Genomic DNA, 14,190 nt, shown 5'->3' on the forward strand with positions numbered 1-14,190 from the left:
CAGTCCCGTCCCACCGGCCGCCCACCGTGCGGCAACGCGTGGGTCATCGGCCTTCCCCCACGCGGGAGTTACCGTCGCGTGACTGTTCGAAAACCCTGCGTCATTAGCCTTTCGAGCATCAGCTTTCAAGGTTTCGTACAGAACTCGCGCGAAGAACTCCGGGCGCTTTCCGCAGGAGGCGCGGGCGCCCGCGGAATTCATCCGCCGGGGAGTTCACCGAGTGGTCCATGGAGCGACACAGCCATGAAAGGGCAGCCGAGCGTGGTGACGAGTGAGAACAATCCTGTAGCAGCCGGGGCACCGAAGGGGAAGGCCGCGAACGCCGGCCCCGGGGAGCCGATCGCTGTCGTGGGGCTGTCCTGCCGGTTCCCCGGTGCGGCGGGGCCGGCCGAGTTCTGGAACCTTCTGCGCGAGGGCGCGAGCGCCGTCACGGAGGTGCCGCCGGGCCGCTGGGACGTGCCCGAGGACGCGGCCCCGGGCACGCGTGAGGGTGCCCGGCGCGGCGGATTCCTGCCCGACGTCGACCACTTCGACGCGGGCTTCTTCGGCATCTCACCGCGCGAGGCCGCCGCGATGGACCCGCAGCAGCGGCTGGTGCTGGAGCTGACCTGGGAGGCGCTGGAGGACGCCGGGATCGTGCCGGCGGCGCTGCGCGGCACGTCCACCGCGGTGTTCGTCGGCACGCTGCGCGACGACTACACGAACCTGCTGTACCAGTACGGCGCCGAGGCGGTCACGCAGCACACGATGACGGGCGTGAACCGCGGCGTCATCGCCAACCGGGTCTCGTACCAGCTGGGCCTGCACGGGCCGAGCATGACGGTGGACTCGGCGCAGTCGTCGTCGCTCGTCGCGGTGCACCTGGCGTGCGAGAGCCTGCGCGCCGGGGAGTCGACGACCGCGATCGCGGCCGGGGTGAACCTCAACCTGCTGGCGGAGAACGCCCTCACGGAGGAACGTTTCGGCGCGCTCTCCCCCGACGGCGTGTCGTACACCTTCGACGCCCGCGCGAACGGCTTCGTGCCCGGCGAGGGCGGCGGCGTCGTCGTGCTGAAGCCGCTGTCGGCGGCCCTCGCGGACGGCGACCGGATCCACGGCGTGATCCGCGGCACCGCCGTCAACAACGACGGCGCCACCGAGGGCCTGACGGTGCCGGGCCGCGACGCCCAGGAGCAGGTGCTGCGCCTGGCCCACGAGCGTGCCGCGCTCAGCCCCGACGAGACCGTCCAGTACGTGGAGCTGCACGGTACGGGCACGCCGGTCGGCGACCCGATCGAGGCGGCCGCGCTCGGCGCCGCGCTCGGCGCGGACCGCGCGCCCGGGGACCCGCTGCTGGTGGGCTCCGTCAAGACGAACATCGGCCACCTGGAGGGCGCCGCCGGTATCGCGGGGCTCATCAAGACCCTGCTGAGCATCACGCACCGCGAGCTGCCGGCGAGCCTCAACTTCGAGACGCCCAACCCCGCCATCCCGCTGGACGAGCTGGGTCTGGCCGTGCAGCGCGAGCGCACGGCCTGGCCGCGTCCGGACCGGCCCCTGGTGGCCGGCGTCAGCTCCTTCGGCATGGGCGGCACCAACGCCCACGTCGTGGTGGCGGAGGCGCCTTCGACGGCGGCGGCCGAGCCGGTCGTCGCCCCGGAGGGCGCTCCCGACGCCCTGGCCTGGGTGGTCTCGGCGCGGTCGGAGGCCGCCCTGCGCGCCCAGGCCGGGCGCCTGGCCGCGTTCGCCGCGGCGGAGGACGCGCCGCGGCCGCTGGACGTGGGCCTGTCGCTGGCGACGGACCGTACGGCCTTCGCCGAGCGCGCGGTCGTCGTCGGCGCGGACCGGGACGAGCTGGTGGCGGGGTTGCGGGCGCTCGCCGAGGACCGTCCGTCGGGCGCGGTCGTCCGCGCGGACGGTGACGGGACGGCGGGGCCGGCCGGCACCGCGTTCCTGTTCACCGGCCAGGGCGCGCAGCGCACCGGCATGGGCCTGGAGCTGTACGAGGCCTATCCCGCGTACGCGAAGGCGTTCGACGCGGTGTGCGCGGAGCTGGACCCGCTGCTGGACAAGCCCCTGCGCGAGGTCATCGCAGACGGGCGGGAGCTGGACCAGACCGGTTACACCCAGCCCGCCCTGTTCGCCACCGAGGTCGCCCTCTACCGACTGCTCGAGTCCTGGGGCGTGACCCCCGACTACGTCGCCGGGCACTCCATCGGCGAACTGGCCGCCGCCCACATCGCGGGTGTCCTCAGCCTGGCCGACGCCGCCCGACTGGTCGCGGCCCGGGCCCGGTTGATGCAGGAGCTGCCCACGGGCGGGGCGATGATCGCCCTCCAGGCCACCGAAGACGAAGTCCTGCCGCTTCTCACCGACTTGGCCGACCGCCTCTCCATCGCCGCCATCAACGGCCCCGAGTCGGTCGTCATCTCCGGCGACGAGACGGCGGCCTCCCGTGTGGCGGCGCACTTCCGCGACCTGGGCCGCAAGACGAAGCAGCTCACCGTCTCGCACGCCTTCCACTCCCCCCGCATGGACGCCATGCTGAAGGAGTTCCACAAGGTCGCCAAGGAGCTCACCTACCACGAGCCGACGATCCCCGTCGTCTCCACCCTCACCGGCACCCTCGCCACCGGCGACGACCTGCGCACCCCGTGCTACTGGTCCGAGCAGGTCCGCCAGGCCGTCCGGTTCGCCGACGCCGTCGCGACCCTCCGCGAGCTCGGCGCCACCACCCTCATCGAGGTCGGCCCCGACGCCGTCCTCAGCCCCCTCGCGGGCGCCGTCCCCGCCCTGCGCGCCGGCCGGTCCGAGGCGCGCACGGTCCTGACGGCCGTGGCGACGGCCTTCACGCAGGGCGCGGACGTCGACTGGGCCGCGGTGTACGGGCCGTGGGGCGGCCGGCGCGTCACCCTGCCCACGTACGCCTTCCAGCGGAGGCGCCACTGGTTCGACGCGGCCACCCGCAAGGAGGCGGTCCTGCCGGCCTCCGGCGACGGCGGTGTCCGGGCCGAGGCGGCCGCGGCCGCTCCGCGCGGGGCGCTCGGCGAGCGGCTGGCCGGGCTGTCCGGCGACGAGCGGCGGCGCGCCGTGGCCGAGCTGGTCACCGGGCACGTCACGGCCGTCCTGGAGTACGGCGACGACGAGCGCCTGGAGCTGCGCACGCCGTTCCAGGAGCTCGGGTTCAGCTCGATGATGACGACCGAGCTGCGCGCGGCGCTCGCCCGCGCGACCGGTCTGGACCTGCCGACGAGCCTGCTGTTCGACCACCCGACGCCGCAGGCGCTGATCGAGTTCGTGGAGGCGGAGCTGCTGGGTGCGGCCGGCGACGCCGACACGTTCGTGCGGCCCGTCGACGCGGACGAGCCGATCGCCATCGTCGGCATGGCCTGCCGCTACCCCGGCGGCGTGGCGTCCCCCGAGGACCTGTGGCGGGTGGTCGCCGAGGGCGTCGACGCGATCTCGGAGTTCCCCACGGACCGCGGCTGGGACGAGGACCTGTACGACCCCGACCCGGACCGGCCCGGCAAGAGCGCGGTGCGCCACGGCGGGTTCCTGCACGACGCGGGCCGCTTCGACGCGGGCTTCTTCGGCATCTCGCCGCGTGAGGCGCTGGCGATGGACCCGCAGCAGCGGCTGCTGCTGGAGACGGCGTGGGAGGCGATCGAGCGGTCCGGGATCGACCCGGAGGCGCTGCGCGGTTCGCGCACGGGCGTCTTCGTGGGCGCCACGGCCCTGGAGTACGGGCCGCGCATGTACGAGGCGCCGGAGAACGTCCGGGGCAGCGTCCTCACCGGCAGCACCGCCAGTGTGATGTCGGGCCGCATCGCCTACCAGCTGGGGCTGCTGGGCCCGGCCGTCACCGCCGACACGGCCTGCTCGTCGTCGCTCGTGGCGCTGCACCTGGCGATCCGCTCGCTGCGTTCGGGCGAGACGAACATGGCGCTGGCGGGCGGCGCGACCGTGATGTCCTCGCCGGGCATGTTCGTGGAGTTCTCGCGGCAGCGCGGCCTCGCCCCCGACGGCCGCTGCAAGTCGTTCGCGGCGGCCGCCGACGGCACCGGCTGGTCCGAGGGCGTGGGCCTGCTCCTGGTGGAGCGGCTGTCGGACGCGCGCCGCAACGGCCACCGCGTCCTCGCCGTCATCCGGGGCTCGGCGATCAACCAGGACGGCGCGTCCAACGGACTGACGGCCCCCAACGGCCTGTCGCAGCAGCGGGTCATCCGCCAGGCGCTCGCCGACGCGGGCCTGACCACGGCCGACGTGGACGCCGTCGAGGCGCACGGCACCGGCACCCGGCTCGGCGACCCGATCGAGGCCGAGGCGCTGATGGCGACGTACGGCAGCGACCGGGAGGACCGCGCGCCGCTGTTCCTGGGCTCCCTGAAGTCCAACATCGGCCACGCCCAGGCGGCGGCCGGTGTCGGCGGCGTCATCAAGATGGTCGAGGCCATGCGCCACGGCGTCCTGCCGAGGACGCTGCACGTCGACGAGGCGTCGCCGCACGTCGACTGGAACCGCGGCGCGGTGGAGCTGCTGACCGAGGCGCGCCCGTGGGAGGCGCCCGGCCGGCCGCGGCGGGCCGCGGTGTCGTCGTTCGGCATCAGCGGCACCAACGCCCATGTCGTCCTGGAAGAAGCCCCCGAGGAGGCGGCCCTCCCGGCCGGGGAGCCGGCGGGCCTCGCCGCGCCGGCGCTGCCCGCGCCGTGGCTGCTGTCCGCGCGGGACTCCGCCGCGCTGCGCGACCAGGCCGAGCGCCTGCGGGCGTACGCGGCGGGCGACGGCGCGCCGGACGACGCGGCCGTGGGCCGTGCGCTGGCCACCACGCGTACGGCGTTCGAGCAGCGGGCGGCCGTGGTCGCCGCGGACCGTGCCGGGTTCCTGGCCGGTCTGGACGCACTCGCCCGTGGGGAGCAGGCGCCCGGCGTGGTGACGGACAGCGCGGCGCACGCGGGCCGTACCGCGTTCCTGTTCACCGGTCAGGGCGCCCAGCGGGTCGGCATGGGCCGTGAGCTGGCGGCGCGCCACCCGGTGTTCGCGGCGGCGCTGGACGAGGTGTTCGCGGCGTTCGCGCCGCACCTGGAGCGGCCGTTGCGCGAGGTGGTGTTCGCGGACCCGGACGGTCCGGACGCCGCGCTCGTCGACGAGACGACGTACACGCAACCGGCGCTGTTCGCCGTCGAGGTGGCGCTGTTCCGGCTGCTGGAGCACCACGGGGTGACCCCGGACCTGCTGGCCGGGCACTCGATCGGCGAGCTGGCCGCCGCGCACGTGGCGGGCGTGCTGTCGCTGGAGGACGCGGCGAAGCTGGTCGCCGCCCGGGGCCGGCTGATGCAGGCGGCCCGTGCGGGCGGCGCCATGATCGCCGTGCAGGGGCAGGAGGCGGAGATCGCCGCCTCGCTCGCCGGGCACGAGGACGCGGTGGCGATCGCCGCCGTCAACGGGCCCGACTCGGTGGTGATCTCCGGGGACGCGGAGACCGCCGAGCGGATCGCCGCCGAGTGGCGGGAGCGCGGCCGCAGGACGAAGCGCCTGACGGTGTCGCACGCCTTCCACTCGCCGCACATGGACGGCATCCTCGACGCGTTCCGCGAGGTCGCCTCCCAGGTCGACTTCAAGGCGCCGCGCATCCCGATCGTGTCCACGGTGACCGGAACGAGGGCCACGGACGCCGAACTGACCTCGCCGGACTACTGGGCCGGGCAGATCCGGGCCACCGTGCGGTTCCTGGACGCGGTGCGCGAACTGGCCGCCCAGGGCGCCACGGTGTTCGTGGAGGCCGGCCCGGACGCGGTGCTGACCGCGCTCACGCGCGGCGCCCTGGACGACGTCACGGCCGTGCCGCTGCTGCGGGCCGGGCAGCCGGAGGGCGACACGCTCGTCGAGGGCCTGGCGCGGGTGTACGCGGCGGGCGCGCCGCTGGACGGGGCGTCGTTCTTCACGGGCGCCGGCACCCCGGCCGCGTCGGCCGACCTGCCGACGTACCCCTTCCAGCGGCAGCACTACTGGCTGGCGCCGTCGGTGCCGGCGGACGCGCGGAGCCTCGGGCTCGACCCTGCCGGGCATCCGCTGCTGTCGACGACGCTGGACCTGGCGGAGCGCGAGGACGCGGTGTTCACCAGCCGGCTGTCGCTGCGCGGCCACCCGTGGCTGGCGGACCACACCGTCGGCGGGACCGTGCTGGTGCCGGCGACCGCGTTCCTGGAGCTGGCCGCGGCGGCCGGCGACCACCTCGGCGCGCCGCGCGTGGAGGAGCTGACGCTGGAGGCGCCGCTGCCGCTGACGGAGCGTGCGGCGGTCCGCGTCCAGGTGGCGGTCGGCGCGGCGGACGCCTCGGGTGTCCGGCCGTTCTCGGTGTACGCCCGCCCGGACACGGGTGACGCGGGCGCGGGCGTCGGCGACGACGCGGCCCGCGCCTGGACACGGCACGCGGCCGGTGCGCTGGCCCCGGCCGCGGAGACGGCGGACGAGGCCGACCGCTGGACGGCGTGGCCGCCCGAGGGGGCGGTCCCGGCGGACCTGACCGGTGTGTACGAGCGCCTCGCCGCGCTGGGGTACGGGTACGGCCCCGCGTTCCAGGGGCTGCGGGCGATGTGGCGGGCCGGTGACGAACTGTTCGCCGAGATCCGGCTGCCGGAGGAGCACGCCGAGGCCGCCGCGCGGTTCGCCGTGCACCCGGCGCTGTTCGACGCGGCGCTGCACCCGCTGGTGCTGGACGCGGCCGTGGAGGGCGAGACGGACCGGATCCGGCTGCCGTTCGCCTGGTCCGGGATCGACGTACGGGCCACGGGCGCGGCCGAGGTGCGGCTGCGGATCTCGCCGCTCGGCGCGGACACCTACCGGCTGAGCCTGGCGGACGCCACCGGCGCCCCGGTCGCCGAGGTGGAGTCGCTGGTGCTGCGGCCGATCGCCCGCGCGGACCTGGAGTCCGCGGCGGCCGGCCCGGTCGACGACGCGCTGTTCACGGTGGAGTGGGCCGCGGTGGCGGCGCCCGAGGGCGAGGCCGACCCGTCGTGGGGCCTCGTCGGCGACGACCTGGACGCGGCCGTCGGCGTGGACGTGGCGGTGGTACGGGTGTCCGGCACCACCGGCGCGGACGGCACCGCGGGTACGGACGGCACCACCGGTGCGGACGGCATCCCGGCGGCGGCGCACGAGGCGACCGTACGGACCCTGGAGCTGGTGCGGCGCTGGCTGGCCGACGACCGGTTCGCCGACGCGCGGCTCGCGGTGGTCACCGGGGGCGCCGTCGCGGCGCTGCCCGGCGAGGGCGTCGCGGACCTGGGCGCGGCCCCGGTGTGGGGCCTGCTGCGGTCGGTGCAGTCGGAGCACCCGGACCGGGTCGTGCTGATCGACCTGGACGCGCCGGACGCGGCCGTGCCGGTCGCGGCGCTCGCCGCCGGTGCGGCGGGCGAGCCGCAGCTGGCGGTGCGCGGCGGCGCCCTGTACGCGCCGCGCCTGGCCCGCGCCGGGCGCGGCTCCGCAGCGGCGGAGCGCCGCGTGCTCGACCCCGGGGGCACCGTGCTCGTCACGGGCGGCACCGGCGGGCTGGGCGCGCTGTTCGCCCGGCACCTGGTCGCCGCGTACGGGGTGCGGCATCTGCTGCTGAGCAGCCGGCGCGGTCCGGACACGCCGGGCGCGGCGGAGCTGGTGGCCGAACTGTCCGCGCTGGGCGCGGAGGTGACGGCCGTCGCCGCGGACGCCGCGGACCGTGCGGCGGTCGAGCGGCTGCTCGCCGCGGTCGACCCGGCGCACCCGCTGACCGCCGTGGTGCACACGGCGGGGGTGCTGGCGGACGGGACCGTGGAGTCGCTGACGGAGGAGCGCGTGGCGGCGGTGCTGCGGCCGAAGGTGGACGCGGCCTGGCATCTCCACGAGCTGACGAAAAATCAGAATCTGTCGGCGTTCGTGCTGTTCTCGTCCGTGTCCGGGCTGACCGGCACCGCCGGGCAGGGCAACTACGCCGCGGCCAACACCTTCCTGGACGCCCTGGCCGCGCACCGGCGCGCCGCCGGCCTGCCGGCCACCGCGCTGGCGTGGGGCCTGTGGGACGGCAGCCACGGCATGGGCGCGTCCCTCACGGACGCGGACCTGGCCCGCTGGAGCCGGGCCGGGATGACGCCGCTCACGCCCGAGCAGGGCCTGGCCCTGTTCGACGCGGCGCTGGCGGGCGACGAGCCCCTGTGGGCCCCGGTGGCCCTGAACCCGGCCCGGTTCGCGGGCGGTGCGGAGCCCGTACCGGCCCTGTACCGGGGCCTGGTACGGACCCGTACCCGGCGGTCCGCGGCGCGCGGAGCCGAACCGACCGCGGGCGGCGGTACCGACTGGGGCCGGCAGATCGCCGGACTCCCCGAGGAGAAGCGCCGCGAGGCGGTCCTCGACCTGGTGCGCGCCACGGTCGCCGGGGTGCTGGGCCACGCGGGCGCGTCGGCCGTCGAGCCGGACCGGGCGTTCAACGACATCGGCTTCGACTCGATGGCCGGAGTGGACCTGCGCAACCGGCTCGCGGCCACCACGGGGCTGCGGCTGCCCGCGACGGCCGTGTTCGACCACCCGACGCCGGCGGCGCTGGCCACGTACCTGCTGACCCGGGTGTCCGCCGCGAAGGCCCCGGCCGCCGTGGCGAAGACGCGGTCGCGGGGTGCGACGGACGAGCCGATCGCCATCGTCGGCATGGCGTGCCGCTACCCGGGCGGGGTGTCGTCGCCGGAGGAGCTGTGGCGGCTGGTCGCCGAGGGCACCGACGCGGTCAGCGGGTTCCCGGTGAACCGCGGCTGGGACCTGGACGCCCTCTACGACCCGGACCCGGAGCGCACGGGCACCTCGTACGTCCGCGAGGGCGGGTTCCTGCACGACGCGGACCTGTTCGACCGGGAGTTCTTCGGCATCTCGCCGCGTGAGGCGACCGCGACGGACCCGCAGCAGCGGCTGCTGCTGGAGACCGCGTGGGAGACGTTCGAGAGCGCGGGCATCGACCCGGCCGTGCTGCGCGGCAGCAACACCGGGGTGTTCACGGGCGCCATGTACGACGACTACGCGTCGCGGCTGGCGACCGCCCCGGAGGAGTTCGAGGGGTTCTTGCTGGCCGGGAACCTGTCCAGCGTGATCTCGGGCCGGCTGTCGTACACGTACGGCCTGGAGGGCCCGGCGGTCACCGTCGACACGGCGTGCTCGTCGTCGCTGGTGGCCCTGCACCTTGCGGCGAACGCGCTGCGCTCCGGCGAGTGCGACCTGGCCCTGGCCGGCGGTGTGACCGTGATGAACGGCCCGAACACGTTCGTGGAGTTCTCGCGGCAGCGCGGCCTGTCGCCCGACGGGCGCTGCAAGTCGTTCGCGGCGGCCGCCGACGGCACCGGCTGGTCCGAGGGCGTGGGCCTGCTGCTGGTCGAGCGGCTGTCGGACGCGCGCCGCAACGGCCACCGCGTGCTCGCGGTGGTCCGCGGTACGGCCGTCAACCAGGACGGCGCGTCCAACGGGCTCACCGCCCCCAACGGGCCGTCCCAGGAGCGGGTCATCCAGCAGGCGCTGGCGAGCGCCGGGCTCCGGCCGGGCGACGTGGACGCCGTCGAGGCGCACGGCACCGGCACGCGGCTCGGCGACCCGATCGAGGCGCAGGCCCTGCTCGCCACGTACGGCCAGGACCGGCCCGACGGGCGGCCCCTGTACCTGGGTTCGCTGAAGTCGAACATCGGCCACAGCCAGGCGGCGGCCGGCGTCGGCGGCGTCATCAAGATGATCGAGGCGATGCGGCACGGCGTCCTGCCGAGGACGCTGCACGTGGACGAGCCGTCCCCGCACGTGGACTGGGACTCCGGCGCGCTGGCCCTGCTGACGGAGGAGACCTCCTGGCCCGAGACGGGACGGCCGCGACGCGCGGGGGTGTCCTCGTTCGGCATCAGCGGCACCAACGCCCACGTGATCATCGAGCAGGCCCCGCCCGCGCCGTCCACCGCACCGCGCACCGCCCCGCAGGAGGCGGCGCCCGCGGTGGTGCCGTGGATCCTGTCCGCCAAGGACGAGGCGGCCCTGCGGGCCCAGGCGGCGAAGCTGCACCGGTACGCCGTGGAGGCACCCGAGGTGTCCGTGGCCGACATCGGCCTGTCCCTCGCCACCGAGCGCGCCGTCCTGGAACAGGGCGCGGCGGTCGTCGGCCGGGACCGGGAGGAGCTGCTGCGCGGCCTGGCCGCCCTCGCCGACGGTGAGGGCACGCCGGCGGGCGTGGTGCGCGGGCACGCGGCGCGCCCCGGCAAGCGGGCCTTCCTGTTCACCGGGCAGGGCAGCCAGCGGCTCGGCATGGGCCGCGAACTGTACGAGGGCGACCCGGTGTTCGCGCGGGCCCTGGACGAGGTGTGCGCGCACCTCGACCCGGAGCTGGCCCGCCCGCTGAAGGACGTGCTGTTCGCCCGTCCCGACACGGCGGACGCGGCGCTGATCGACCAGACCGCGTTCACGCAGGCCGCGCTGTTCGCGGTGGAGGTGGCGCTGTTCCGGCTGTTCGAGCACCACGGCATCACCCCCGACTACCTCCTGGGCCACTCCATCGGCGAGGTGACGGCCGCGCACCTGGCGGGCGTCCTGGACCTGCCGGACGCCTGCTGCCTGGTCGCCGAGCGCGGCCGGCTGATGCAGGCGGCCCGCGAGGGCGGCGCCATGGCGGCCGTGCAGGCCACGGAGGAGGAGGTGCGCGCGTCGCTCGCGCCGTACGGCGGTGCCGTGGCGGTCGCGGGTGTCAACGGGCCCGACTCGATGGTGATCTCTGGTGACGCGGACGCGGTCGACGAGCTGACGGCGGCGTGGCGGGCCAAGGGTGCCCGTACGAAGCGGCTGCCGGTGTCGCACGCCTTCCACTCGCCGCACATGGAGGAGGTCCTGGACGAGTTCCGGGAGGTGGCGTCGGGGCTGACGTTCCGTCCGCCGCGCATCCCGGTGGTGTCCAACGTGACCGGCGCGCTCGCCACCGCGGAGCAGCTGACTTCGCCGGACTACTGGGCCACCCACATCCGGGAGGCGGTGCGCTTCCTCGACGGCGTGCGCTGCCTGGAGGCCGAGGGCGTCACGGACTTCGTGGAGCTGGGCCCGGACGGGGTCCTCACCGCGCTGGCCCAGTCCTGCCTGGAGCAGGAGGCCGGGCTGCTGGTGCCGGCGCTGCGCCGGGACCGCTCCGAGCAGGAGACCGTCATGGGCGCGCTGGCGCGGCTGCGCCTGCGGGGCGCGTCGCCCGACTGGGCGACGGTCTTCCCGGGCGCCCGCACGGTGCCGCTGCCCACGTACGCCTTCCAGCGCGAGCGCTACTGGCTGGAGGGCACCGAGGCCCCGGCCGACGCGGCCGGTCTCGGGCTCGCCGCGACGGAACACCCGCTGATCGGTGCGGCGGTCGGCGTGGCCCACCGCGACGAGCACCTGTTCACCGGGCGGTTGTCCCGGCGCAGCCACCCCTGGCTGGTGGAGCACGCCGTGCACGGCACGGTGCTGCTGCCCGGCACGGGCCTGGTCGAGCTGGCCGCCCGGGCCGGTGAGCGGCTGGGCGCCGAGCGGGTCGAGGAGCTGATGCTGTCGGCGCCGCTGGTCCTGCCCGAGGACGGGGCCGTACAGGTACAGGTGGTCGTCGGCGAGGCCGACGGGGCGGGCCGCCGCTCCGTGGAGGTGTTCTCCCGGCCCGACGACGGCGACGAGTCCGGGGAGCGCCCCTGGACGGCGCACGCCTCCGGCACGCTCGCCCCGGCAACAGGGGCCACGGGCACCGCGCTGACGGCGTGGCCGCCGGCGGGCGCGGTCGAGACGGACCTGAGCGGCGTCTACGAGCGCCTGGAGACCCTGGGGTATCAGTACGGGGAGGCGTTCCGCGGGCTGCGCCGGGTGTGGCGCGGCGACGGGGAGGTCTTCGCCGAGGTCGCGCTGCCGGAGCCGGTGCGCGGCGATGCCGGGCGGTTCCTGCTGCACCCGGCGCTGCTCGACGCGGCCCTGCACACCCTGCTGCCGGGCGTCGTCGACGAGAAGGGCCAGGCGCGGCTGCCGTTCGCCTGGTCCGGGGTCACGGTCCACGCCGTGGGCGCCTCGGTGCTGCGGGTGCGGCTGGCAGTGTCCGGCCAGGACACCGACACGCTGGAGGCCGCGCTGACGGTGGCGGACGGCACGGGCGCCCCGGTGGCGACCGTGGAGTCGCTGCTGCTGCGGCCGCTGTCGGCACAGGCCCTGCGCGAGGCGGCCGCGACGACCCGGGACGGGCTGTTCGGCGTCGTCTGGACGCCGCTCGCCCGCCCGGCCGGTACGGCTCCGGTGGACGCCTCCGGCTGGGCCGTCCTCGGTGACGTCACCGTGCCGGGCGCGTCCCGGCACACCGGCCTCGACACCGTCGAGCGGGCCGACACCCTGGTGTACGCGCCGCCCGCCGGTACGGGCACGGGCACGGGCAGCGCCGAGGAGGCCCACGCCGCGCTCCGGGACACCCTCGCCACGCTGCGGTCGTGGCTGGCGGACGAGCGCTTCGCGGACGGCAGGCTCGTCGTGACGACGCGCGGCGCGGTCGCGACCGGACCCGGCGAGGACGTCACCGACCTGGTCCGGGCGGGTGTCTGGGGTCTGGTCCGGGTGGCCCAGACCGAGAACCCGGGCCGTATCGTCCTCGTCGACCGCGACACGGACACTCTCGACCCGCGGCACGTCTCCCCCGACGTTCCGCAGGCCGCCGTACGCGGCACCGCGCTCCTCACGCCGCAACTGGCCCGCACGACGGCCGGGGCGGCGGAGCCCGCGCCGCGCTGGGACGGCGGCACGGTCCTCGTGACCGGTGCCACCGGCGCCCTCGGCGGCGTCCTGACCCGGCACCTCGTCACCCGGCACGGGGCACGGCACCTGCTGCTGCTCAGCCGCCGCGGCATCGACGCCCCCGGCGCCGCCGACCTGCGGGACGAGCTCACCGGGCTCGGCGCCGAGGTCACGGTGGCCGCGTGCGACACCGCCGACCGCGAGGCGCTGGCCGGAGTGCTGGCCGCCATCCCGGCCAACCGGCCGCTCACCGCGGTCGTCCACACCGCCGGCGTCCTCGACGACACGGTCCTCACGGACCTGACGCCGGAGCGGCTGGCGAAGGTCCTCCAGCCGAAGGTCGACGCGGCCTGGAACCTGCACGAGCTGACGAAGGACCAAGACCTGACGGCCTTCGTCCTGTACTCGTCGATCGCGGGCCTGATCGGCAACGCCGGGCAGGCCAACTACGCGGCGGGCAATACGTTCCTCGACGCGCTCGCCCAGCACCGCCGGGCCCACGGCCTGCCCGCCACCAGCCTCGCCTGGGGCCTGTGGGCCGAGGCCTCCACCATCAGCGGCGGCCTCGACGAGACCGACCTGCGCCGGCTCGCCCGGCTGGGCCTGCTGCCGCTGTCGTCGGACGACGCGATGGAGCTGTTCGACGCCGCGCCCACCACGGGCGAGGCCGTCCTGGCCGTCACCCGGCTCGACACGGCCGCGCTGCGCAGGCAGCCCGACCGGCTCCCGGCGATCCTGCGGGCCCTGGCGCCGAGCGCACCGCGCCGTACCGCCGCGGCGGCCGGCACGGCCGGCGGCTCGGACGGCGAGGGCGGTCCCTCCCTGGCGGAGCGCCTCGGCGCACTGCCGGAGGAGCAGCGCATGGAGGTCCTGACGGACCTGGTGCGCGCCCAGGTCGCCGGGGTGCTGGGGCACTCCGACCACGGCGCCGTCGACGCCGGGCGCGCCTTCCAGGAGCTGGGCTTCGACTCGCTCACCGCCGTGGAGCTGCGCAACCAGCTCAACGCGGCGACCGGGCTGCGGCTGCCGTCCACGCTGGTCTTCGACTACCCGAACCCGACCGCGCTCGCCGCGTACCTGCGGCAGCAGATCACGGTCGAGGAGGTGTCGGCGGCGACCCCGGTCCTGTCGGACCTGGACCGGCTGAAGCACTCCATCCAGTCGGCCGCCGCGGCCGACCGGGAGGCGTTCGAGCAGATCACCGGCCGGCTCAAGGAACTGCTGGACCTGGCCGGAGCGGCGGCGGGCGAGGGCGACGGCGACGAGGCCGTCGGCCGGGACCTGGACACGGCGACCGACGAGGAGCTGTTCGCGCTCCTCGACGACCTGAACTGAGGCCGCGCGATGGCGGCGGACACCGAGGCGCGACGACGCGCCCACAACGACCTTTCACCACCGAGCCACATCACGTCGGGGAGCTGAGAACACGTGGCGAACGAGCAAGAA

The 14,190-nt window shown here is 75.9% G+C and carries 1 protein-coding gene; it reads left to right on the forward strand.

The genetic code is table 11. The annotated features are described in order from the left end of the window. The first annotated feature begins 243 nt into the window (after positions 1-243). Positions 244-14,079 (forward strand): type I polyketide synthase, encoded by a 13,836-nt coding sequence (locus AC07FJ_RS32320; RefSeq protein ID WP_479052761.1) that lies wholly within the window; start codon positions 244-246, stop codon positions 14,077-14,079. The last annotated feature ends 111 nt before the right edge of the window (positions 14,080-14,190 follow it).

The sequence above is a fragment of the Streptomyces sp. NPDC045998 genome (assembly GCF_056430285.1).